Origin of the sequence: Mycolicibacterium austroafricanum (genome assembly GCF_000612725.1) — a bacterium.
Taxonomy (GTDB): domain Bacteria; phylum Actinomycetota; class Actinomycetes; order Mycobacteriales; family Mycobacteriaceae; genus Mycobacterium; species Mycobacterium austroafricanum.
Map to the genome: position 1 here is coordinate 22,402 of NZ_HG964453.1, position 23,208 is coordinate 45,609.

Below are 23,208 nucleotides of genomic sequence, written 5' to 3' on the forward strand. Positions count from 1 at the left end.
GTCCTTCCAGGGCTTCAGGAGTCGAGGTAGCGCAGCACCGCGAGAACGCGACGGTTCTCGTCAGGGGCGAGGTCGAGCTTGGTGAAGATCGAGGCGATGTGCTTCTCGGCCGAACCGACCGACATGTGCAGGGCCGCGGCGATGGCGGAGTTGGTCTTGCCCTCCGCCATCAGCTGCAGCACCTCGTGCTCGCGCGGTGTCAGCGCGTCGAGCGCGTTACGGCGCCGGGAACGGACCAGGATCTGGGAGACCACCTCCGGATCGAGCACCGTTCCGCCGGAACCCACCACCTCGACCGCATCGAGGAAAGCCGGGACGTCGGCCACCCGGTCTTTCAGTAGATACCCGAAACCCCTTGTGTCGGAGGCGATCAGGTCTGCCGCGTAGCGCTCCTCGACGTAGTGGGACAGCACCAGCACCGGCGACTCCGGGTTCTGGCTGCGCAGCAGCGCCGCCGCCCGGATGCCCTCGTCGGTGAAGGTCGGTGGCATCCGGACGTCCAGGATGGCCAGGTCGGGCCGTTCGTCGTTGACCAGGCGCAGCAGGTTGGTCGCGTCGGGAACCCCCGCAACCACCTGGTGGCCGGCATCGGTGAGGATCCGCTCGATGCCTGCGCGCAGCAGGGCCGAATCCTCGGCGATCACGATCCGCATGGCAGCACCGCGGTGACGATGGTGGGTCCGGTGACCGGGCTGGACACCGAGAAGGTTCCCCGCGCGGCCCGCACCCGTTCGTCGAGCCCGCGCAGGCCGGTGGCGTCCATATCGCCGTCGTCTCCGACGATCCGCGCGCCCCCGCGCCCGTCGTCGAACACGCTGACGTGCAACTGGTTCGCGGATTCGTCGAGGCGGACGGTGACCGCTGCGTGCGAGGCCCCGGAATGTCTGCTGACGTTCGTCAGCGCCTCAGCGACGACGAAGTAGGCGCAGGCCTCGACCTCGTCCGGTAGCCGGTGCGGCAGGTGCACGCTCAGCGTGGTCGGCACACCGGAGTTCGCGGACCGCTGCACCACCGAGGACAGCGCGGCGTCCAGTCCGCGGTCGGAGAGGATGGTCGGCGCGATTCCGCGCACGACGTTGCGCAGCTCCACAAGAGCGTTCTTGGCGTCGTCGTGCGCCTCGGCGATCAGTGCCTTGGCGGCGGGCAGGTCGGAGTCCAGCTTGGTCTGGGCCAGGCCGATCGTCATCGCCAGCGACACCAGTCGCGGTTGCACGCTGTCGTGCAGATCGCGCTCGATGCGGTGCCGCTCGGTCTGTGCCGACGTCACTGCGCCCTGCCTGGCGTCGGCCAACGCGGTCACCTGGTGCTGCAGTTCGGCGGTCGACGACGGGGGTAACAGCCAGCGGTCGATCATCGCGTCCAGCGTCGGCGCGAACGCCACCAGCGCGGCCGCCGCGGCCAGCGCCACCAGGGCAAGCAGCCACGCGAGCGGTGTCGGCAGGAACGACAGACCGGCCTCGGGATCGCTGTGGCCGATGGCGATCGCGGCGGCGGGCGCGAGGAACGCGAATACCGTCAACGCGAACGCCAGCCCTGTGACCAGGGCGTCGTATGCCATGCGGAGGTAATGGTGCGCCACCGTCTTCCAGAAGCGGGCGCTGCTGAGGTCCAGCCACAGCTGGTGGGCCCAGCGCTGAAACCCGGTGTAGTGCGACAGGGCACGCGGCGGAACGGGGATGCCCATGCCGAACACGGCTTCGCTGCGCACCCGCTCGACGTGGTCCACGCCGCGGATCAGGTAGATGAACACCACGCCGGCCAGCAGGAACCCGATGACACTGGGTATCGATGAAACGGCGATCACCAGAATTCCCAACGGAACCCAGAACCATACGGACGCGATCGCGCCGCCGACCAGCAGCGACGCGCTCGCGGCGACACCGAGTGTCCGGGGGCGGGGCGGTGCGGCGCCGGCGTGGTCGTGCGAGCTCACCGGGACCCGATCGGTGGCAGCGTCGGCGTGAGTGACTGCGGTCATGTCTCCAACCTATGGATCCGGCCGCGACGGCGACACAGCGTTTTCCCGCGATTGCCCCGGGGGAAAACCCCCACTTCGGCGCCGCGAACGCATGACAACACACCGACACGCCGGTCGAGGGTGGCGGTGGGCGCGCGCCGGCGGCTGACCATACTGCTCTGATGACGAACCCGCCGCCGACGATCCTCGGCTACCTCGGGCCGAACTGGTTCGCCTCGGTGATGGGCACCGGCATCGTCGCGACCGCCGGCGCGTCGCTGCCGGTTCACGTCCCGGGCCTGCGCGGGTTCGCGTTGGTGGTGTGGGTCCTCTCGGCGCTGTGGCTGCTGGTGCTGATCTTCGCGACGTTCGCGCACTGGCTGCGCAACCCGGTGGTGGCCCGCAGCCATGTCCGCAACCCGCAGATGGCGCACTTCTACGGCGCCGCTCCGATGGCGTTGCTGACCGTCGGTTCCGGCGCGCTGCTGGTCGGCAGGGACCTGATCGGGGAGCGGGCGGCGGTCGACCTGGCGTGGGTGCTCTGGACGACGGGCACGCTCGGCGCCCTGTTCACCGCGATGACCATCCCGTACCTGATGTTCACCCAGTACCGCGTCGAACCTGACGCGGCGTTCGGCGGCTGGCTGATGCCCGTCGTGCCGCCGATGGTGGCCGCCGCGACCGGTAGTCTGCTCATCCCGCACATGGCCGAGGGCCCCGGCCGCGCCACGATGCTGTACGGCTGTTACGCGATGTTCGGCCTGTCACTCGTCGCGTCACTGATCATCATCACGATGGTGTGGAGCCGCTTGGCGCACTACGGAACCTCGGGCACCGCGCGCGTGCCCACGCTGTGGATCGTGCTCGGTCCGCTCGGCCAATCGATCACTGTGGCAGGGCTTCTCGGCACGGACGCGGCGCTGGCGGTCGACGCTCGCCTCGCCGACGGGATGGCCGTCTTCGCCGTGCTCTACGGCGTCCCGGTATGGGGCTTCGCCGTGCTGTGGATCGCGCTCGCCGCGGCGTTGACCGTGCGCACGCTGCGCCGCGGCATGCCGTTCGCGTTGACCTGGTGGAGCCTGACGTTCCCGGTGGGCACCTTCGTCACCGGCACCGCGCAGCTCGCGCTGCACACCGGCCTGCCCGCCTTCCGCTACGCCGCGGCCGTCGCCTACCTCGGGCTGCTGTGCACATGGCTGCTGGTCGCGGTGCGCACGGTGCGCGGCGGATTGCGGGGCGGCCTGTTCGCGCCCCCCGCCGCGGGTCAGATCCGGGCCTACAAAGACCCGCCGACCGCGACGGGCTGACCTTCCCTGCACCCGGCATGCCAGAATCGCCGTCGTGCGTATCGGGATGACGATGCCGGTGATGGAGCCCGACCTTGACCGCGCGACGCTCAGATCCTGGGCGCAGCTGGTCGACGGGGGCCCGTTCTCCTCGCTGTGCTGGGGTGAGCGGATCGCGTTCGACAACCCGGAGAGCCTGACCCTTCTCGGTGCGCTGGCCGCCTGGACCGACCGGGTGCGGTTGGTGACGACCGTGGTCATCCCGCAGCTGCACGACCCGGTGATGCTGGCCAAACAGCTGGCCACCGGTGACATGCTGTGCGGCGGACGGCTGACCGTCGGCATCGGGGTGGGCGGACGCCACGAGGACTACCGCGCCGTCGGCGTGGATCCGGCGACCCAGACGATGCGGCAGATGGCCGAACGGGTGGCGGTCATGAAACGGGTGTGGGCGGGCGAGAAGGTCACCGAATCCACGCTGCCCGTCGGCCCGCCGCCGGTGCAGCCGGGTGGTCCGGAGCTCCACGTCGGAACGCTGGGCCCCAAGACGGTGCGCAGCGCGGCCGCCTGGGCGGACGGACTGGCGGGCATCACAATGGACCTGGCCGTCGACAAACAGGGCGAGTTGTTCGACGTCGCCCGCGACGCGTGGCAGCAGGCGGGCAAGGGCAAGCCGCATCTGGCGACGTCGTTCTGGTTCGCCATCGGCGACGGCGACGCGCCACGCGCCCAGGTGCACCGTCACCTCTTGCGGTACATGAACTGGATTCCCGCCGAGTTCGTCGACGCGTTGGCCCCGACCACCGGTTTCGCCGGCACGGCCGACGACCTGCGCGAGGTGCTGCAGCGCTTCGCCGACATCGGCACCGACGAGGTGCACCTGATCCCCACGAGTCAGGACATCGACCAGGTGCGCCGGGTGGCCGAGGTGATCGACGACTTTTCCTGAGCTGCGATGGCAAGCTCGGGGTATGGAGACCGCCAAGGCCCTGCCGCCGATCGTGTCGCGTAGCGAGTGGGAGAGGGCGCGCGCTGAACTGCTGGTGCGGGAGAAGGAACTCTTCCGGCTCAAGGATGCGGTCAGCGCGGCACGCCGGCGCTTGCCGATGGTGCTGATCGACACGCCCTACCTGTTCGACACCGAGGCGGGTCCGCTGACGCTGCTGGACCTGTTCGAGGGGCGCAGCCAGCTGATCATGCAGCACTTCATGTTCGGATCCGACTGGGACGAAGGATGTTCCGGCTGCTCAATGATGGCCGACCACATCGGCCCGCTGTCGCATCTGTACGCCAAGGACACCTCACTGGTGCTGGTGTCGCACGCCCCGGTCGGCAAGTTGGTCGCGTTCAAGGACCGGATGGGCTGGGATCTGCCGTGGGTGTCGTCGGGGCGGACGACGTTCAACGAGGACTTCCACACCACCGTCGACGGTCAGGAGCGCCACTCGATCAGCGTGTTTCTGCGCGACGGTGACCGGGTGTTCCACACCTGGCAGACGTTCGACCGCGGTGAGGAACCGTTCATGATGGTGTTCGATCTGCTCGACCTCACTCCGTACGGGCGGCAGGAGAACTGGGAGGACTCCCCTCCGGGGTGGCCGCAGCAACCGCCCTATGAGTGGATTCGGCTGCACGACGCGTACTGACCTCGGCGGGGACGCCGTCCTCGGAGGCGGTGGTGTCCGACGGGTCGATCATGGCCGCCGCGTCCGAAGGTGTGTCCGCCGTGGACGTTTCGGGCGCGGGTTCGGAAGCTGCGAGGACGTCGAGGTCGTCGAGGACGTCGCCCCGCAGTTCGACGGCACCAGGTGCGGCCGGTTCGTTGCCGTCCGCCGGGACCCGGTCGTCGTCGACGGGCACATCAGCATCCTCGCCGGGCGGTGAAGGTACCGCGTCCGTCGAGTCCACGTCTGCCTCGTCGACCGGGCCGGCGTCCGGTTCGGCTGGGGCAGTTGTCGGATAGCGCGACATCTGTTCCGCGACGAGCTGGGTTCGATCGATGACGGTGGCTGCCGGTCCGACCGGCAGGAACCCGTTCTCGACCGTGAGGAATCCCGGGATGGCGAGCGGCACAGCCTCATTCGGGATGACCGTACCGTTGAGGAACCCGTTCACGATCCACCCGGGAACGTTGACGATGGCATCGACGAGCTCGACCACGTCGAGATGGGCGACCGCGCGCACGATGTCGGCGACAGCGAAGGCAGCCGACACCACGGTGCTCACCACGGGCAGCACAACGCTGATCGTGAGCGCAGGCAGGGCCGCGACCAGGCCGGCCGCCACCGTCACCACGTTGCGCGACGCGGTGGCGACCGCATCACCGATGGGGGCGAGGATCTCGGTGGGCGGGTACTCGCCCCGCAGCACTCCGGAGACCGTTTCCACCAGATCGGAGACGAAGGCAACCTGATTGCCCACCGCGACCTGGGCGACCGGAAACGGTTGCGCGGAGAACGCCCCCCACAGTCCGCCGACGTTTCTCGTCGTCTCCACGACGATGTGGCGATAAAAGTCCGCGGGCTTGATGACCGCTGTGGTGGCCGCCAGATGCACGTCCCGGGATGCCGGGGAAATCCCGGTGGTGGGGAGGGCTGGAGCGGCCGCGATTGTGCTCGTGGCCAGCAGGGTCACCCCTGCGACGCGAATCGTGCGAACGGCGACCTGCATGGATCCTCCGCGGGACCGCTGCGGTGACGCCGACGCCACCGCATGACCGCCTCAGCGTGACACGGGGTCGTGGGCCGAAACAGGGGCCAAAGGCCTGAAGGTGGCGCTACTTGACCCACTTCCAGGGCTTGTCCCAGTGTCCCGGCGGCACACCGACCCACTGGCCCACGTGACCCGGCGGAACGTTGACGATCTGACCGATGTGCCCCGGCGGCGGTGGTGCCGGCACCCACCAGTTCGGGTCGGCTGCTGCCTGGCCTGCACCTAGGAACAGGCCGGCTCCGAATCCTCCCGCGACTGTCGCGGTGATGACAAATCTCTTCACCTGCATCGTGCACTCCTCCTTGCCTGGGCTGGACGCTCGCTGCGGTTCTCTATCCTTTGTATCGCGTTTCGGCGAAGCGGGTATTTCCCGGTGGCCCGAGAACCAGGGGAACTTCGCTGACCAGTGGCGTCGGGGATTTGCTCGATACGCGGATCCGGTGCTAGACGGTGACGATCTCGTAGTCGCCGAGCTGGCCGATCAGCACATGGAGCTGATCCTGCGTGGACCCCAGCGTGTGGTCGATCGCCGTCAGCCGCGCCGCGTAATGGCTGATCGGGTACTCGGCAGTCACCCCGATGCCGCCGTGCAGCTGGATCGACTCCTGGGCGATATGACGCCCCGAGCGGCCGATCTGCAGCTTGGCGCGTGCGGCGATGGTCGGGTCGAGGTTGCCGTCGGCGACCGACATGTTCGCGTAGAACGCCATGCTTCGGGCCAGCTCGAGGGAGACGTACATGTCTGCGGCCCGCTGGGTCAGCGTCTGGAACTTGCTCAGCGTGACCCCGAATTGCTTGCGCTGCGTGAGGTATTCGCTCGTCAACCGCAGCGCCTCCTCCATCGCGCCCAGTGCTTCGGCGCACAGGCCCGACGAGATGCGCACCAGCGCACGCGAGATCGCGTCGGAGGCATCGGCGGCCTCGCCCAGCGGTTCGGCGGCCACAGAGTCGAAGTCGATCTGGGCGCCGCGCTGACCGTCGAACGTGCGGTATGGCGTGCGCTGCACCGGGTTGCTGCTGGTGGCATCGACCAGGAACAGGCCGGTGCCGCCGTCGGGCAGCGCCGCGCTGACCACCAGGGTGTCGGCGCAGTCACCGGCCAGCACCGGATTCTTGCGGCCACTGAGGGTCCACGAATCACCTTCGCGGACAGCGGTTGTCGACACCTTGGCCGTCGGCAGGCGCATCCCCGGCTCGAGATGGGCGAACGCCAGCAGGCGTTCGCCGCCGGCCACCTCGTCGAGTAGACCCCGCTGCGCTTCGGTGCCGACCTCGGCGATCAGCGCACCCGGCCCGAGCGCGGCGTGCAGTACCGGCTCGGGCGCCAGCCGGCGGCCGATCTCGGTCAGCACGACGAGGACCTCGAGTTGTCCGCCCGCATCCTCGTCGAAACCGAGGCCGAGAACGCCGACCTCGGCGAGTTGCTTCCATACGTCGCGGCTCCAGCCGAGCTCGGAATCGATCGCCTTGAGGCGAGTCTCCGGGTCGTACTTGCGCGAGAGCATGTCGCGGGTGGTGTCGCGGAGCAGGACCTGCTCTTCACTGAATTGGAAATCCATGTCTTAGCTCACAATCCGAGAATGGTCGACGCGATGATGGTGCGCTGGACCTCATTGCTTCCGCCGTAGATCGAGGTCTTGCGGTAGTTCAGGTAGCGCGGCGCGGCGTCCTGCGCCCAGTCCGCCGAGGCGATGCCGTCGCTCTCGAACGGCAGCGCGTCAGCACCGGCCACCTCCACCAGCAGTTCGGTGGCGGCCTGCTGCAACTCGCTGGCGCGCAACTTGAGCACCGACGAGGCGGGGTTGGGTTTGCCGTCCTTGGAGCCGGACGCGACTCTCATCTGAGTCAGTTCCAGCGCCAGGACGTCGTTCTCGGTCTCGGCCAGCCGCGCCGCGAACAACGGGTCGTCGAGCAGGCCGCTCGCCTTCGCGCGTTCCTTGACCTCCGAGAGCCGGAGCTTCGTGCGGCCGATCTGCGTGATCCCGGTGCGCTCGTTGCCCAGCAGGAACTTCGCGTACGACCAGCCCTGGTTCTCCTCGCCCACGAGCTGATCGGCGGGCACCCGGACGTCTTCGAAGAAGACCTCGTTGACCTCGTAGCTGCCGTCGATCAGCTTGATCGGCCGCAGCGTGATGCCGGGGGTGTTCATGTCGATGAGCAGGAAGGAGATGCCCGCCTGCTTCTTCGGCGCGTCGGGATCGGTGCGCACCAGGCAGAAGATCCAGTCGGCGTACTGGCCGAGCGTCGTCCACGTCTTCTGGCCGTTGACGACGTAGCTGTCTCCGTCGCGCAGCGCGGTGGTCCGCAGCGACGCGAGGTCCGAGCCGGCTTCGGGCTCGGAGAAGCCCTGGCACCACCAGATGTCGACGGCCGCGGTGGGCGGCAGGAAGCGCTCCTTGAGCTCCTGGCTGCCGAACTCGGCGATCACCGGGCCGACCATCTTGGCGTTGAACGTCAGCGGTTCCGGCACGCTCGCCAGCTGCATCTCGTCGAGCCAGATCTGGTGCTGGATCGGCGTCCAGTCCTTGCCGCCCCATTCCACCGGCCAGTTCGGCACCATCAGCCCGTGGTCGTTGAGGATCTTGTTGGCCGTGACGATGTCATCGCGGTTGGCCTCCGTACCGGAGCGGGTCCGCTCGCGGATCTCCGCCGGGATCTTGGTGCGGTAGAAGGTGCGAAGCTCGTCGCGGAAAGCGGCTTCCTCGGCTGTCAGCGCCAGCTGCATGTGCGGACTCCCTGGTTCATCGGCGTACCACGGCCAGACTAACCGTTTGGTTGGGAGACAGACAGGCGGGTTCCGGAGCGCCCGTCGATGCGCTCAGCGGAGGTGTACGCCAGGTTATCGTCCGCGGGCGGCCGGGCCGCCGATTCGGCTGCAGCGGCAGCGCTCATCGCCGGTGGCCAGCCGACCACGATCCGTCGTGTCAGCGAGGTAATCTCGGGCGTGGCAACAATGTGGTCGCCGGCGCGGCTCGGTGACATGAGCGGTCAGCGCATCATCGTCACCGGTGCGACGAACGGGGTGGGCCTGGCAACCGCGACGGCGCTCGCTCGTGCCGGCGCGCACGTTATCCTCGCCGTCCGCAATCTCGAGTTGGGCGCCCAGCGGGCGGCCGAGATGGGCGGCGACACCTCCGTCGTCAAACTCGACCTGGCCGACCAGTCGTCGGTGCGCGCGTTCCCTGGTCTGGTCGACGGCGACGTCGACGTCCTGATCAACAACGCCGGTCAGGTCGCCCAGCATCGCAGCGACACCGTCGACGGGTTCGAGATCACGATGGGCACGAACTTCCTGGGCCCGTTCGCGCTGACCAATCTGATGTTCGGGCGGGTGCGGTCGAAGATCGTGAACGTCGGCTCCGATGCCCACAAGTCGGCTTCGCTCGCGTTCGACGATCTGCACCTGCGCTCCCGCAGGTGGTCATCCTTCCCGGCCTACGCGCGCTCCAAGCTGGCGGTGATGCTCTGGGGGCTGGAGCTGGACCGCCGGTTGCGGACGGCGGGTTCCCCGGTGACGACATACCTGACGCATCCGGGTTGGGTGTCGTCGAACCTGGCCAAGGTGTCCGACACCGCTCTGATGACGCGGGTCCACTCGGCGGTGACCGCGGTGGCGAACGTGATCGGCAACGACATCGACGCCGGCGCCGCGCCGACGCTGTACTGCCTCACCGAACCGATCCCGCCGGGCAGCTACGTCGGCATCGCCGGACGGCTCGGCTTCAAGGGGCCACCCACGCTGAGTGGCCGCGCCCCTGTCGCATGCGATTATGCGGACGCGCAACGGCTTTGGGAATTCGCCGAACGCGAGACGGGCACCACGCTGCCCGCCTGACGGGTCACACGACGGGGCGCAGGACCACGATCCCGGGAACGGTCTGCAGATAGTCGTCGAGTGCGCTGTCGACCACCTTGCCGTCGGCGCTCGACGACGAAGCATTGCGGAAGACGGGCCCGTCAGGGGTGTCGACGAAGATACCGACATGGGTGACGTCGAGGCCGCCGTCCTCGGCGTACGCCCCGAGATAGTCGCCGGTGCGCAGCCGGCCGACGACTGCAGCGTCGACCGCGGCGCTCGGGATGTAGGCGACGGAGCGGGGGACGACCGGTAGCCCCGGCAGATACACCCCGCCGGAATCCTTGGCGTTGAGGTTCTTCATCGACTGCAACGCGTTTTCGCTGACGGTGGCGGTGATGTCGGTGGCAACCGCCGGGGCCGACGCGGCCCAGTCGGTGAAGAAGTGCTTCCGGTTCTCGAAGGTGACGTCGCCGTTCTTGTATCGGACGTCGACGAGGCTTCTGATGAATTCATCGCGGCTGTCGGCGCGCTTGAGGGCTTCGACATAGTCCGCGTAGGTGAAGCAGTCGACCTGCTTCAGGTCGACGACGAGCTGTTCGGGGACGGTGGCCGAACCGACGAGAGTGTTTGCGCCATAAGGTGTTCCCAGGAACTGGCGGGAAATCAACTCCGCGTCCGGCGACCCGCCGTCTGCGGCCAGCATCGACTGCAGGATCTGTTCGCTCTGCTCGGAGATCTCGACGGGCGGCGCCGCGTGTGCCGAGCCGGTACTCAAGCCCGCGACAGCAGCCAGGAGCACGGCGACGAACGCGAGCATGTGGTGGTACCGCGGCATTTGGCCACTGTACGTCGTGCCCTCAGACTGGAGGAGGTATCGCAGGACCATCGAGGAGAAGTCATTGAGCTGCAACCGTGTTGGCGGCCTCGCGGCGTTGATCGCGTGCCTCCTGGTCGGCTGTTCGTCGCCGACGACGCCGTCGACCGGTGACACCGCTGCGGCCACCACCGGCGCCGGGGCGCTGACATCTGCCCGGCCGACCCCTGCGCCCGCGCCCGCAGCACCGGCGACCGCGCAGCCCGCGCTGGAGTCCGATCCCGCGCGCATCGTCGACGACCTGACGGCCGACGAGCAGACGCTGCGCGCGCCCGGAGCGCCCGAAGCCGCCCTGGTCGCGGCGGCGAGGCGGCAGCAGAAGGCGTACCGGGTGCTTGCTCGGCACCCGGAGTGGGACGCCGTCGTGCGGCCACGGGTCCCGCGGCCGCTGCTCGACGTCTACGACCGCAACATCGACGCCCGCAGGCAGCTCGGCGCGATGAGCCGAGGCAAAGTCGCGTTGCCGGCATGGCGCGTCGAGCGCCCGCCGGCGGCCGACCAGCTGCTCGGTTTCTACCGCAAGGCCGAAGCAGCCTCCGGGGTGAGTTGGAACTATCTGGCGGCGATCAACTTCGTGGAGACCGCGTTCGGCCGGATCACCGGGGTCAGTACCGCCGGAGCGCAGGGGCCGATGCAGTTCATGCCGTCGACGTTCGCGGCATACGGGGCGGGGACCGACATCCACTCGCCGCACGACAGCATCATGGCCGCCGGCCGTTTCCTCGCCGCCCACGGCTTCGCGCGCGACCGCGATCAGGCGATCTACCGGTACAACAATTCCCGGCAGTACGTTCGTGCGATCAACCAGTACGCCACGCTGATCGCCGCAGACCCGGCTGCGTTCTCCGGCTACTACCGGTGGGATGTCTACTACAACTCGACCGCAGGCGATGTCATCCTCCCTGTCGGGTACGCGTCCACGACGCAGATCCCGGTGGAGGAGTATTTGAAGACGCACCCACAGTGAACCGATCGGGCCCGTCGCTCGTGTCCACGACACACCGTCGACCGAGGGGGCCCGATGAAGCGCGCCGACCATCTTCGCCACGTCATCAGCAGAGGCGTCGCCGTCCTCGGACTCACCGCGGCCGCGGCGCTGCCCGTCGTGCCGATCGCGACCTCACCACCCCCACCGCCTGCGGTGTCGCGAGATGTCCACCTCGCTGCCACCACGGTGCCGCCGGGTGGACTCATCACCAGTTTCGTCGGCAACCAGATCCGGTACTGCGCGATCATCTGCCCGCTGCTGGTCGACACCGCGGTGACGGCAGCGGTGACGACGGTGCACGCGCCGGTCACCTTTGTGACCGCCTCAGGGTCGGGTGATCTGCTGCGAGCGTTCGGCGCCGCCGCCGCGTCGGTGACCGGCCCGACGAACGCAGCGGCCCAGGCCGCGATCCTCGCCGACGGCACCATGGTGGCGCCCCGTGCGCTGAACGCTTTCCAGGTCGGTGTCGTCGGTCTGCTCAACGTCCTCCCCGCCGCCGCCGACGGGCTTCCTGGCGTGGTCAGGGCACTCGACACGGCCCGCGAGGACACGTTCGCGGCCCTCAACGCGCCGATCGTGGCCAACCCCACCCCGACGGTCCGTCCGCGCGGCGTGCTGCAGGTCGCCGTCGTGGAGGCAACCAACATTGTTGCGGCGGTCGTCTTTCCGGCCTTCAACCACGTGCTGTCCGCGGTGTTCGAAACGCCCGACGCGTTCGCCCGGGAGCTCGCCGCCACCGGCGATCCGGCGCGGGCCGTAGGGGCCGCTGCGCGTGCGCTGGCCGGGCGCCTGGTTGCGGCGGGCACCGTCATCGCCGAGTCGGCGGACACCGCGCTGCGCAACATCGGCGACGCCGTCGAGCAATCGCACGCTGAAGACGAGCCGGTGCAGACCGCCGACACGGGACCGGGGGCTCCGGAACCGGACGCCGGCACCGACGCCCATGCGGACGTGGCCGGGGCGCCGGACGATGCCGAGGCTCTGGAACGGGTCCGAAGCGAGCCGTCCGACGGTCCCGCCGTGAGGAGCCACGACGACGCCCCGGATTCCGACAGCGCAACCATTGCCGCCTCCGCGGACCCGGCCGGGGCTGCGACCGGCAACGACGCCACCGAGGCGGAAGGGGCGCAGGCGCGCGACGGCCAATCCGGCCGGATCGACGAGGCGGATGACGAGCCGGATGCAGCGGGCTCCGATCCAGCAAACTCATCCGGAGCGGCGCGGGACGTGAAGAACGACGAATCCTGACGTGGGACCGTTTATAGCTTGCGGGCGAGTTAATTAGCGGGGCGTCATTACCGCAGTTCAAAGAAATCTTTTCCAGAAAATTTCGTGATCTTGGCGCAAGCGGGGTACCCCCTGCGGCATCAGAGCGATGACCAGCGCCTCAAGGCAGCAACGCCAGGGCCGACATCACGAAAGGGAGAAGACGATGAGCACGCAAGGATTGTCCCGGGAAGAACTCCTGGCCGAGAGCGCTCTGGCGCTCCCTGACAAAGAGGTCGTGTCGATCCTCGACCTCAACGCGGATGTCGACGTCGCGATCGACGCCGCCTCGCCGATCGACCTGGCGGCCGCTGCCAATCTCAACGTGGCGGCGCCGATCGACGCTGCGGCCGGCGCGAACGTCCTGACCTACGGGTCTGGAAGCCAGGCGACGGTCGACCAGGGCACGTCGATCGAGCAGATGCTCGACGCGGACGCCTACGCCACGTCGACGCAGGTGAGTGGCATCGACCAAGGTGGCATGGACACCGACGGCGACGACACCACAGGCGGTACCGTCACCGACGGCACCGTCACTGATGGCACCGACGTCACCGACGGCACCGACGGCACGGGCACCACCGTGGACACCAGCCCCGGCGCCCTGCTGGACGGCAACCTGCTCAACGTGAACGTCAATGTGGACCTCGACTCCGACCTCGCGGCCCCGATCAGCGGCGCCGTTGCGGCCAACGCCAACGTCGCGGCGCCGATCAACGCCGGAGTGTCGGCCAACATCGGATCGATCGATTCGGATGCGATCTCGGTCGCCGAACAGGACGCCATCATCAAGCAGACGGTGATCGGGGAAGCGGTCGCGGAGGCCGATCAGGAGTCCACGATCTCGCAGGGCGACGGCGACGCGGGCACAACCACCGACAGCGGTACCTCCGGTGACAGTGGCAGCACCGACGGTGGTTCCACCGCGGGCTGACGCCTGACATCGCGCGGAAGGCATCACCGTGACCACCATGGACGCGGCGCCGCTGCAGGTTCGCCTGCAACGGGCCGACGACGTCGAGATGATCGGGAAGCTGCCGGGCTCTGGATATCGGGTGCCGCCGGCGCTGGTGCGCCGCGCCGACGGTCAGACGGTGCAACTGACGCCGCTCCTGTACGCGATCCTGCAGGCCGTCGACGGTGACAAGACCGCCGCGGAGGTGGCCGCGGCGGTCAGCGAATCCACCGGGCGCTCGGTCAGCGAAGCCAACGTCGACCAGTTGGTCGAGGAGCAACTGCGTCCACTCGGGCTGATGACACTCCCCGACGGTAGCCAGCCGGCCACCAGGAAGCGAAACCCGTTGCTGGGGCTGCGCTTTCGCTACGCGGTCACCGATGCCGACCGCACCCGCAGGCTGACCGACCCGTTCCGGGTGCTGTTCCGGCCGTGGGTGGCAGTGCCCGCACTGGCGGCGTTCGCCGTCGTGTGCTGGTGGGTGTTTTTCGAGAAGGGTCTTGCGTCGGCCGCGCACGACGCCTTCGAGCGGCCCGGGCTGCTGATCCTGGTTTTCGTCGTCACCATCGTCTCGGCGGGATTCCACGAGTTCGGTCACGCGGCGGCCGCGCGGTACGGCGGCGCCACACCAGGGGTGATGGGTTTCGGCGTGTACCTGGTCTGGCCGGCGTTCTACACCGACGTCACCGATTCCTACCGGCTCGGACGAGGTGGGCGGCTGCGAACCGACCTGGGCGGTCTCTACTTCAATGCGCTGGTCGCGATCGTGATCACCGGCCTGTGGTTGTGGCTGCGCTACGATGCGCTGCTGCTCGTCGTCGCCACGCAGATCCTGCAGATGCTGCGCCAACTGGCCCCGCTGGTGCGGTTCGACGGCTACCACGTGCTGGCCGATCTGACCGGTGTGCCGGATCTCTACTCGCGGATCAAGCCGACACTGCTCGGCGTACTGCCGTGGCGGTGGGGCGACCCGCAGGCCCGACAGCTCAAGTGGTGGGCGCGCGCCGTGGTGACGCTGTGGGTGATCCTCGTCGTGCCGCTGCTGCTCGCGACTGTCGCCATCGCCGTGTGGGCGCTGCCCCGGGTGCTGGGTTCGGCATGGGCGAGCCTGAGGACTCAGCGGGAGGTCTTCGGCACCGCCTGGGCCGACGGCGATGTCGTTCAGGCGGTCGCGCGCGTGCTGGCGATGATCGCGATCGTCATCCCGGTGGCCGGTGTGCTCTACATGCTGGGGCGGCTCGCCCGTCGCACCGCTGCCGGCTCCTGGAAGGCCACGGCGGGCAAGCCGCTGATGCGGACGATGGCGATGATGGCCGGTGGTGTCGTCCTGTGCGGGGTGGCGTACGCATGGTGGCCGCAGGAGGGGCGGTATCAACCCATCCAGCCGTGGGAGCGCGGCACCCTCGGCGACATCGTCTATGCGTTGAAGATCGATCGGATGAATCGGCCGGCGCAGCCCGACACCGTGGCCGCGCCGCGTCGGTTGGTCAACGGGCAACAGGGCGTGATGCAGGCGGTTTGGGACGCCCGGATGCCGACGCCCACACAGCAGTCGCCGCAGCTCGCGCTCGTGCTGACGCCGCGGACCACGGTGGCGGAAACGCCATTTCGCGGGGGCAGTGGTGGGGGAGCGGCCGCCGCGGCGCCCGATCAGGTGGCCGACGGTTGGGTGTTCCCCGTCGACAAGCCGCTCGCGCCCGAACCGGGGGACACCCAGGCGCTGGCCGTGAACACGACCGACGGCACCACCGTGTACGAGGCCGCGTTCGCAATGGTGTGGATCGCCGACAACTCCGACGCGATGAACGTCAACGAGGCGCAGGCCTACGCGTCGTGCGAGTCGTGCGCCGCGGTCGCGGTGGCCTACCAGGTGATCTTCGTCGTCGACACCGACGACGCCGACGACAACGTGGTGGCTCCCCAAAACCTCGCGGGCGCACTCAACTACAACTGCGTCAACTGCCTGACCTATGCACTGGCCCGCCAGATCTTCGTCACTCTCGACGACCCGCTGTCGCAACAGGCGATGGACGAACTCGACGCGCTCTGGGGCAACATCGCGGCCTTCGCCGAACAGATCGAGGCGGGCACGGTACCGCCGGAGGACATCGAAGCGCGGCTGGCGGTGTACACCGAGCAGCTGATGGGCGTCCTCCAGACCGCTGCACCGACGGCGATACCGCAGCAGACCGCGACCTCGACCGCGCCGACCACTTCCAACGGCGCGCCCACTCCAACGGCCGATGCCCCGGCGACGACCAGCGCCCCGTCGCCGACGGCCCCGGAGACGCCCGTTACGGAGACGACGGCCCCGGAGACAATCCAGGCGGTGGCGCCGGCGACCACCGAAACCGCCGCCAGCAGCGAGGTCGCCGAACCGACGGCCGGCCCCACCACTTCGGTGTCGTCGCCAGACCCGTCGGCGACGAGCGAACCGGAGGCGAGCGGTGCATCCACAGGTGCCGACACGGCGGACGCCGACACGACAGGGTGATTCGAGTCCGCGGCGGCCGAAGTGGCCACCGCGTGCCGTGGTCTAGCCCTCGCCTTCGGACTGCGCGCCTATGCAGGCCCGGTATTGCTCCATGCACATCGCGACAGCCTCCGGCGGCACGTATCTCTCGCCATAAATGCCTGTCTGCGCACTGCCCGAAAGGCATTCCTGCCGTTGGCTGTCACAGCTCGGTGACGGAGTGTCCGGTTCTTGCAGCGGCGGTTCGAAGAGCCCGTCCTGGGACAGAATCAGGGAGAGCGGGTCGACTGCTTGGCCTCCGCCGACGCAGGGCGTCGCCTGCGGTTGAGCCGCCGCCGGGCTCACCGAAACGCCGGCGAGCGGGGAGAGCAGCAGTGTCGCCAGCGCCAGCCGGGCGACAGAACGTGAAAACATCGGAAGCTCCTCCCCGAAGACCAACGTGAGATCTACCAGTCAAACCCGGCGGTGTCGCTCTGCGGGAGGGCCTTATGGCGCACGGGTGCAGGCAGAAAGTCCCTTATGTCGAATCAGTCTCTGGGCCGACGCTGGCTTTGTGCTTCGCGGATCATGCATTGCTGCGGCCATCACCATGGCCGTCGTCGGCGCGGTTCCTCCAGCCGGTGCTGATCCGTCTTCCGATCTGATGGGCATGCTGCCCTCGGGGTACGGCAGCGACTCATGCGAACCAGCCGATCCAGGGCGTGCGCTGGCCGCCGCCACCTGCCGGGACAATTCCTTGCCGGGCGGTCCGACATTCGCGACCTACTGGCTGTTCGGCGACGACACCGCATTGCGTGACGCGTTCGCCGCCCACCTCGAGCGTCCGGACTGGGTGCCCGCAACCTGCCCAGGCAGGGAGTCGGCGGAGGCCGCCCCGGTTCTGGGTGCGGACGGCAGCCCGTACGGTCTGATCGCCTGCGGCCGGGGGACCGGCACCGACTGGCAGCTCAGAGATGGCGCCGTGGCGTGGACGCACGATGCCGACGGCTTTCTCGGGGTGGCCTATGTCGGTTACCAGGGCCAGGCGTTCCCTGTCGCCCTGTTCGAGTGGGCCGCAGCACAACTGCGGACGAGGTGACGGGGGTAGGTCATGAAAGTGCGACGCGGCGTCGCCACCGCTTGGATCTCGGCGCAGGTGGCCGTACTGGCTGTTGCGGCGTGCACGTCGGCGCCCGCTCCGAGTCCGGACACGACGGCTCCCTCGACATCGGACGTCACCACCGCGCCGATGCTGGCGCCGCCTGCGTTGTTCTATTCGAAGGCCGGCTCGCTCTACATCAGCGACCCCGCCGGCGCGCCGGGCCGCAAACTCACCGACGGGCCGGCGGACTCCGAGCCCGCGCCTTCGCCCGACCTCGCGCATGTGGCGTTCATCCGGAAGGCGCATGCCTCCGGCTACGGCGGCGAGCTGTGGGTGCTCGACCTCTCGCCCGATCGCGAACCTGAGGGTGCACCGTACCGACTCGTCGAGCCGGCCTCGCTGCCGTCGATATACGCCGACACCGAGGTGGGCGATGTACCGCGTCGGATCGTGTCGCCGCGCTGGTCGCCGACGGGGGACCAGGTCGCCTTCCTCGACGCCGGGGAGGGGGGCGGCCTTCTTCTCGTCGCGTATGCAGTCAATGGCGAGATCGTCTCGCCCGAACAACGACTCTTCGCCGACGCCGGGTACGCCTGGGCGCCGGACGGCCAACACATCGCCTGGACGGGCGGGCGCAGCGACGTGTCCCCGGTCGACGTGAACGTCCTCGCGGTGGGCGGTGACTCAACCCCTGTGGTGAGAGACACCAACGCCTTCTCGGTGACCTACGGGGACGACGGCCAGTCGGTCTTGTTCGCCAACGGCGATGCGTCCGGTGAACTGTTCGCCGACATCCCGTTCGCACTCCGCGGCGGAGGCGTCTACTCCGTCGCCGCGCCTGGTGCGATGCCCATCGATCCCCCCGCCGCACCGACTTCGCTGTTCGCCGGCCAGGCGATGTTCGGAGACGTCGCGGTCCTCGAATCGGGAGCGGTTGCCTTCACCGAAACGGGTGCGGACGGAGATTCGAAGACCATTCAGGTGCTGGACCCGCGGTCGTCAGTGCCACGCACCGCGGTTGCCGATGTGGCGGCCGACAGCCCCGGGCCGGTCTGGGGACGTGGCGATGTGGTCGCCTACGTCGACGCAGCGCCTTCAAGACCCCTGATCGTCACCGATTCCGAGAACCGCACGCCCGAACCGATCGATACCGGGGTGGATGCGTTCGCGTGGCCGCCACCGCCGCGCTAGCCGATCGGCGGCGACCTCACCCGAACGTCGTGGTCTCCGTCGCGGATACCTCGAATCCCTGCGCGCGGCCGGCGACGGTGCCGTAGCACGCGACACCTCCGGCGATCGCCATACAGGTGCCGCCGATCCCGTTCACCCTGTGCCCGACGGGCAGCTGACGGATCTGGCCGGGGTAGTCGGGTGTGCTGAACTTCGGGTTGTCCGTGCGCCGGATCCCCGTGGCGCCCGGCAGCTGCGCGAAGATCTCGTTCTCGCCGCCGCTGACCCCGGGAAGCGGCCCGTTGCAGCCGATCTCGCCCCCGCTGAACGTGACGATCGAGCAGGTGAGACCGCCCTCGACGGTGAAGATGGGAAACATGTTCTTCGGCCCGGTGCCGACGAGGTATTCGTCGTCGCCGACGACGAAATCGTTGGGATCGGGGAAACCCGGCGGGAGGCCGTCGGTCGCGGGGCCGATTCCGGTCCGCTCGGCAGAGATCATCATCCACTGCATCGCCGGAGTCCCCTTGGCGCACAGCGTGATCGGCCCGGAGCCGGCGGCGCATTCGAAGTCTCCGTACACGATCTTGGCGCCCTCCGGCAGAACCGGGGCCGCGTGGCCCGGCGGAGCCAGGAACGACGGATTCGCCGTGGTCCGCAGGCCCCGCGTGTCGACCTCGGCGGCCAGCACGATCTCGTTGGCGCCGGCCGGCGTCGCAGGTAGAGGCCCGTCACAGCCGGCTGTGCCGTTCGTCGGCAGGATCGCGCAATCAAGCCCGTCGGGGGTCTGGAAGTAGGCCGCACCGTCGACGACGTAGCCATCCAGCGGAACCGTGCGGTAGCCCCGCAGATCCGGTATCCCAGGCGGCTCCGTGTGCGCCGACACCATCGGCGCCGACGCCAGAAAGCAGATGAGGACAAGCAGCGCTGCTGACCGCATTACTCAGTACAGCACCCGACGCTGCCGCGATCCCGGCGAACAGACGAACCGATCCAGCGACCCAGGGGGCCGGGTACGCCCGCCGGGACGACGCGGTGTGAACCCGCAGCGACCTGGGTGAACGGATCGGGTTGCGGCGGGTCGGGGACGGGACAGCGACGTCTCGAGCGGTCCGACCGGCGGCTAGGGTGAGCCGATGGCCGAGTCGATCTCTGCGAAGCGCAACGCGGATGCCGTTTCCAGGTTCCTCGCGGCGCAGCGGTATACCCGTGACGAGGTGTTCGGCGAGCCGTGTCCGGTCCCCGCCGAGGCGGGTGTCCATGGCTGGTGGTTTCGCGACATCCCCGGCGGCATCGACGTCGCGGGGTGTCAACAACAGGACGGTTGGACACTGCTCTACGTGGGGATCACCTCCGGCCCGCCCAGAGCGGACGGCAAGCCGCGGGCGCCCCAAGATCTGCGCAAGCGGATCAGGTATCACTTCGGCGCCGGCGGCGCCAGTGCGGACGGTTCCACGCTGCGCAAGTCGCTGGGCGTCCTGCTCGGGGGCGAGCTCGGGTTCGCGCTGCGCCGGGTCGGGTCGGGCAAACGCATGACCTTCGCGGGAGGCGAAAGCGTCCTGACCCAGTGGATGGCCGAGAACGCCGCCGTGTCGTGGGTGCTGCATCCCGAGCCGTGGTACCTCGAGCGCAAGCTGATCGACGCACTTGAGCTGCCGCTGAACTTCCAGGACAACGACAGCAATGCCTTCGCGCCCGAGCTCAAGAGGCTGCGCCGGGACGCGGCCGTGAAAGCCGGCAAGATGCGCGTGCTGGCCGAATGGTCATAGCGGATCGGCTGCTGAGCAGAAAACGGCGCGCGCACGGACGCCGATGGTGCAAGGCTTGCTGCCGTGTGTCAGCCATCGACCCGGATATCCCGCCTCGCTGAAAAGCAGAGCGCGTCTCGCGCGGAGCTGAATGCGCTTCTCGATGCCACACCGCTGGCGACGATAGCCCTGGTGCGTGACGGCCATCCCGTAGCCTTTCCCACCGGATTCGCCCGCATCGAGGACTCGTTGGTGATCCACGGCTCCACCGGATCGCCGTGGATGCGAGCCGTCGCCGACGGGGCCGCGGTGGCGGTGTCGGTGACGACGCTGGACGGAGTCGTGGTGGCGCGCAGCGCCTTCGAGTCGTCGTTCCACTACCGCAGTGCGGTGCTGTTCGGGACGTTCGATGTGGTGGGTACCGAGCAGAAGACCGGGTATCTGGAAGCACTGACCGACACCTTCATCCCCGGCCGGGTGGCCGAGCTGCGCCCCAGCAGCCGCAGGGAACTGGCCGCCACCATGGTGTTACGGCTCGCGATCGGCGACGACAACTGGTCGCTGAAGGTCAGCGACGGCTGGTCCGACGACCCTGAGGAGGACGTCGCGGCGGGAGCCTGGGCCGGCGTGGTGCCGTTGAGCACCCGCTACGGAGAACCCAGGCGCGCCCCTGATTGCCCCGCTGACGTGCCGACACCGCGGTCGGTGCTGGCGATGATGGGCGAATTGGCCAATCACCGGCGCTAGGTATTGCCGGTCGTGATACGACGGACGGTCAGCGGGGGAGACGGCACTGGCACAGTCGCGGAAGGCTGATCAGATCTGGCGCGACATCTAGATCTCCGGCCATCCGGCTGCTGTCGCCGATTGGCGTGGGTGTCGACCGGACGATTCGGCGAAAGGTGCCTCGAAGCTCAATGAGGGTCCGATGTGGGTCGTCGCACAACTCGGTCGAAAGCTTGGCGAAGTCGTCAGCCGAGAACCCGAGCGTCATCCTGGGGCGCTGCCCTGACCCACGACAACGGCGTGTCTTCTGTGCTTGACAGCTGGTCCGACTGGTTCACTCAACTACTATGGGCAGGGATTCAGCGCTACGCCAGGACTCTGCTGTCGCCAGATCCTGGCCGTGGCGGACAACCGTGACGATCGCGATCGCGGTCTTGCTGCTCACCTTCACCATCGGGTTTGGGTTCATGCAGGGCTGGGGTGCATCTCAGTGGGGTCCGTTCTCCGAATGGCTTGCCAGCGCGGTGACACTGGCTGCAGTTGTGGTAGCCCTCCGCGAAGCTGCCCGCGCCCGGAATGAAGCCGCTCGGGCCGCGCGAAGTCGCCTGGTCGACCATGAGCTGTCTCGACGCCGTGAGAGCATCAACGCACTCAGCGATGTATGGGCTGCGATTACCGCGATATCGATCGAGTTGTTGGCGTTCATCAGCTACGTCGAAGATCTCCACGGTTTGAACCTCAACCAGCCACGCGGGACACCGGAAGTGCCAGACGAACCACTGGCTGACGAAGTGGGTCGGAAGGTTCAGACTTTCTACTTGTCATGGACAAAGTTGGTCGAACCGCCCCTGTTCAAAGCCTTGACGCTAATGCGTGGTAGCGAGCTGTATCTGCCCGTGAAGGGGCTTAACGCTGACATTCGGACGATGATGGAAACCACACTCCCGACGATGATGCGGTCGGTATTTGAGGGTGAACGTGTTGATGTGAACCCTGCAAAGGATGCATGGCGAGAAATCGCGGGTAGGCGAAACGATCATCTCAACCTGGCGCACGAGCACTTCAGCCTCGCCATGGAAGACGTCGAGCGCGCACTCGGCCCAGCGCCGTCATAGGCGACTCAATCCTCGGAATGCGAAATACGTTGTTACGCAACACATTCTAACGGTACTCTTCTGCGCATAGATCATCTATGTAATACCCCCCGGACCGTACAGCATGCGAGCGACGGTAGTGGTCCCCGTGCTCGCTGAACAAGGGCGTCGACGCCTGGCGCTCAATGCTGGCCTACGGTGTCGAGCGCCGGGAGGTCGCTCACAACGTCGCAGCCGAGATGAAAAGGCGCCGAAGGTGCACGCGGAGATGTCCACCTACGCGCCCGAAGAGATCGGCAAGATGCCGAAGGCGGCCGACCGCGATCGCAACGGACACCTCTGGTACTTCGCCCTGAGCCGACTGAGGCGGGGCGAGATCGCCGGGGTTGCGGTGGTCCGACGTCGACATCGACGCAAGAACCATCAGGATCGAGCGCAACCGGGTCCAGGCCGGTGTGGGTGTCGTCGTCGAGAATGACCCGACGACGGCCTCCTCGCGACGCACACTGCCGCTCGACGACGGCCTGGCGGCGGTCCTGCGGCGGGAGTCGGCGCGCCACGCGGAGGAGCGGCTGGCTCTCTGCGCCGGGCATCGTGACAGCGGCCATGGCGCATGCAACGAGATCGGAGAGCCCAACACCCCTGACGGCCTCACCCGCATGTGGCGCGAGATGGCCAAGGCCGCCGAGGTAAGGCAGATCCGGCTGCACGACGCCCGCCATTCTTTCGGCACCGCAATGCAACTGTCGGGGGGCGTTGCCGTCATCGCGCAGTGGCTGGGCCACGCCAACCCGACAATTACCACTGAGGTCTACGTGCATTCTCAGGGCGACGCGCTCAATGCGGCCGCGAAGGGTTGGGCCGCAGTTGTGACATCGTCGTGACACAGAGCCCAGATGCAGGGCTGCGATCGAGGGCCGGGTCGACATATTGCCTGGCGAATGGAGTGCCCCCGGCAGGATTCGAACCTGCGGCCTTCTGCTCCGGAGGCAGACGCTCTATCCCCTGAGCTACGGGGGCGCACGATCACTGCTGCGCCGTTGGGCGTGGATAGCCTAGCGCATCCCGCAGGCGGAAAC

Annotated in this window: 23 protein-coding genes and 1 tRNA gene; 14 read left to right on the top strand and 10 right to left on the bottom strand. The window is 68.2% G+C overall.

Annotated features, from left to right (window positions below; all coding sequences use genetic code 11):
• Nucleotides 1-14: 14 nt before the first annotated feature.
• Nucleotides 15-653, bottom strand: coding sequence for a response regulator transcription factor (locus BN976_RS13975; RefSeq protein WP_036371520.1), 639 nt, complete (start codon nucleotides 651-653; stop codon nucleotides 15-17).
• Entirely contained in the window at nucleotides 641-1,978 is a 1,338-nt protein-coding gene (locus BN976_RS13980; RefSeq protein WP_011781539.1) for a sensor histidine kinase, read from the bottom strand. Before BN976_RS13980 ends, BN976_RS13975 begins: the two co-directional genes overlap by 13 nt.
• A gap of 161 nt (nucleotides 1,979-2,139) precedes the next feature.
• Between BN976_RS13980 and BN976_RS13985 the strand changes: the two genes are divergently transcribed.
• The 3 genes from BN976_RS13985 to BN976_RS13995 are packed head-to-tail and all read left to right on the top strand — an operon-like array spanning nucleotide 2,140 to nucleotide 4,889.
• Nucleotides 2,140-3,264 carry a TDT family transporter gene (locus BN976_RS13985; RefSeq protein ID WP_011781538.1) on the top strand — a complete coding sequence of 375 codons (1,125 nt, stop codon included), beginning with the start codon at nucleotides 2,140-2,142 and terminating at the stop codon, nucleotides 3,262-3,264.
• A 52-nt stretch (nucleotides 3,265-3,316) separates the two neighbouring features.
• Nucleotides 3,317-4,192 (top strand): LLM class flavin-dependent oxidoreductase, encoded by an 876-nt coding sequence (locus BN976_RS13990; RefSeq protein ID WP_011781537.1) that lies wholly within the window; start codon nucleotides 3,317-3,319, stop codon nucleotides 4,190-4,192.
• A 22-nt stretch (nucleotides 4,193-4,214) separates the two neighbouring features.
• Nucleotides 4,215-4,889, top strand: a complete 675-nt coding sequence (locus BN976_RS13995; RefSeq protein WP_011781536.1) for a DUF899 domain-containing protein — start codon at nucleotides 4,215-4,217, stop codon at nucleotides 4,887-4,889.
• Here the strand turns inward: BN976_RS13995 and BN976_RS14000 are convergent.
• From BN976_RS14000 to BN976_RS14015, 4 genes are all read right to left on the bottom strand, one after another.
• Complete coding sequence (locus BN976_RS14000) at nucleotides 4,792-5,913, bottom strand: hypothetical protein (protein WP_011781535.1); 1,122 nt, start codon at nucleotides 5,911-5,913, stop codon at nucleotides 4,792-4,794. The genes BN976_RS13995 and BN976_RS14000 overlap by 98 nt on opposite strands.
• Before the next feature lie 106 nt (nucleotides 5,914-6,019).
• Nucleotides 6,020-6,244 (bottom strand): hypothetical protein, encoded by a 225-nt coding sequence (locus BN976_RS14005; RefSeq protein ID WP_036371523.1) that lies wholly within the window; start codon nucleotides 6,242-6,244, stop codon nucleotides 6,020-6,022.
• Between the two features lie 154 nt (nucleotides 6,245-6,398).
• Entirely contained in the window at nucleotides 6,399-7,514 is a 1,116-nt protein-coding gene (locus BN976_RS14010) for an acyl-CoA dehydrogenase family protein (protein ID WP_036371524.1), read from the bottom strand.
• Between the two features lie 8 nt (nucleotides 7,515-7,522).
• Complete coding sequence (locus BN976_RS14015) at nucleotides 7,523-8,680, bottom strand: acyl-CoA dehydrogenase family protein (protein ID WP_036371526.1); 1,158 nt, start codon at nucleotides 8,678-8,680, stop codon at nucleotides 7,523-7,525.
• A 228-nt stretch (nucleotides 8,681-8,908) separates the two neighbouring features.
• Here BN976_RS14015 and BN976_RS14020 point away from each other — a divergent pair, with 228 nt between their 5' ends.
• Entirely contained in the window at nucleotides 8,909-9,790 is an 882-nt protein-coding gene (locus BN976_RS14020; RefSeq protein WP_036372218.1) for an SDR family NAD(P)-dependent oxidoreductase, read from the top strand.
• 4 nt (nucleotides 9,791-9,794) lie between these two features.
• Here BN976_RS14020 and BN976_RS14025 read toward each other — a convergent pair whose 3' ends face one another.
• Entirely contained in the window at nucleotides 9,795-10,589 is a 795-nt protein-coding gene (locus BN976_RS14025; protein WP_234935334.1) for a DUF1460 domain-containing protein, read from the bottom strand.
• A 64-nt stretch (nucleotides 10,590-10,653) separates the two neighbouring features.
• Between BN976_RS14025 and BN976_RS14030 the strand changes: the two genes are divergently transcribed.
• The 4 genes from BN976_RS14030 to BN976_RS14045 all read left to right on the top strand — a co-directional run bounded on the left by BN976_RS14030 (nucleotide 10,654) and on the right by BN976_RS14045 (nucleotide 16,331).
• The gene (locus BN976_RS14030; RefSeq protein ID WP_036371528.1) at nucleotides 10,654-11,595 is read left to right on the top strand and encodes a lytic transglycosylase domain-containing protein; all 942 of its coding nucleotides are present in this window, start codon (nucleotides 10,654-10,656) and stop codon (nucleotides 11,593-11,595) included.
• A 54-nt stretch (nucleotides 11,596-11,649) separates the two neighbouring features.
• The gene (locus tag BN976_RS32095) at nucleotides 11,650-12,864 is read left to right on the top strand and encodes a hypothetical protein (protein ID WP_051558432.1); all 1,215 of its coding nucleotides are present in this window, start codon (nucleotides 11,650-11,652) and stop codon (nucleotides 12,862-12,864) included.
• 184 nt (nucleotides 12,865-13,048) lie between these two features.
• Nucleotides 13,049-13,816 (top strand): hypothetical protein, encoded by a 768-nt coding sequence (locus BN976_RS14040; RefSeq protein ID WP_011781528.1) that lies wholly within the window; start codon nucleotides 13,049-13,051, stop codon nucleotides 13,814-13,816.
• Between the two features lie 37 nt (nucleotides 13,817-13,853).
• Nucleotides 13,854-16,331, top strand: a complete 2,478-nt coding sequence (locus BN976_RS14045; protein ID WP_105387761.1) for a M50 family metallopeptidase — start codon at nucleotides 13,854-13,856, stop codon at nucleotides 16,329-16,331.
• A 42-nt stretch (nucleotides 16,332-16,373) separates the two neighbouring features.
• Here BN976_RS14045 and BN976_RS14050 read toward each other — a convergent pair whose 3' ends face one another.
• Nucleotides 16,374-16,724, bottom strand: a complete 351-nt coding sequence (locus tag BN976_RS14050) for a hypothetical protein (protein WP_133167730.1) — start codon at nucleotides 16,722-16,724, stop codon at nucleotides 16,374-16,376.
• 139 nt (nucleotides 16,725-16,863) lie between these two features.
• Here BN976_RS14050 and BN976_RS14055 point away from each other — a divergent pair, with 139 nt between their 5' ends.
• Nucleotides 16,864-17,388, top strand: coding sequence for a hypothetical protein (locus BN976_RS14055; RefSeq protein WP_133167731.1), 525 nt, complete (start codon nucleotides 16,864-16,866; stop codon nucleotides 17,386-17,388).
• 12 nt (nucleotides 17,389-17,400) lie between these two features.
• Nucleotides 17,401-18,582, top strand: a complete 1,182-nt coding sequence (locus BN976_RS14060) for a TolB family protein (protein ID WP_036371532.1) — start codon at nucleotides 17,401-17,403, stop codon at nucleotides 18,580-18,582.
• A 16-nt stretch (nucleotides 18,583-18,598) separates the two neighbouring features.
• Here BN976_RS14060 and BN976_RS14065 read toward each other — a convergent pair whose 3' ends face one another.
• Complete coding sequence (locus BN976_RS14065) at nucleotides 18,599-19,501, bottom strand: hypothetical protein (protein ID WP_036371534.1); 903 nt, start codon at nucleotides 19,499-19,501, stop codon at nucleotides 18,599-18,601.
• A 196-nt stretch (nucleotides 19,502-19,697) separates the two neighbouring features.
• Between BN976_RS14065 and BN976_RS14070 the strand changes: the two genes are divergently transcribed.
• From BN976_RS14070 to BN976_RS14085, 4 genes are all read left to right on the top strand, one after another.
• Nucleotides 19,698-20,330, top strand: coding sequence for a GIY-YIG nuclease family protein (locus BN976_RS14070; RefSeq protein ID WP_036371536.1), 633 nt, complete (start codon nucleotides 19,698-19,700; stop codon nucleotides 20,328-20,330).
• A 63-nt stretch (nucleotides 20,331-20,393) separates the two neighbouring features.
• Complete coding sequence (locus BN976_RS14075; protein WP_036371538.1) at nucleotides 20,394-21,056, top strand: pyridoxamine 5'-phosphate oxidase family protein; 663 nt, start codon at nucleotides 20,394-20,396, stop codon at nucleotides 21,054-21,056.
• Nucleotides 21,057-21,448: 392 nt separating this feature from the next.
• Nucleotides 21,449-22,150: a hypothetical protein gene (locus BN976_RS14080; protein ID WP_036371539.1), complete on the top strand. Its 702-nt coding sequence runs from the start codon at nucleotides 21,449-21,451 to the stop codon at nucleotides 22,148-22,150.
• 365 nt (nucleotides 22,151-22,515) lie between these two features.
• Nucleotides 22,516-23,013, top strand: a complete 498-nt coding sequence (locus tag BN976_RS14085) for a site-specific integrase (protein WP_051558433.1) — start codon at nucleotides 22,516-22,518, stop codon at nucleotides 23,011-23,013.
• A gap of 63 nt (nucleotides 23,014-23,076) precedes the next feature.
• Here BN976_RS14085 and BN976_RS14090 read toward each other — a convergent pair.
• Nucleotides 23,077-23,149: transfer RNA gene (locus BN976_RS14090), tRNA-Arg, on the bottom strand.
• Between the last annotated feature and the right edge of the window lie 59 nt (nucleotides 23,150-23,208).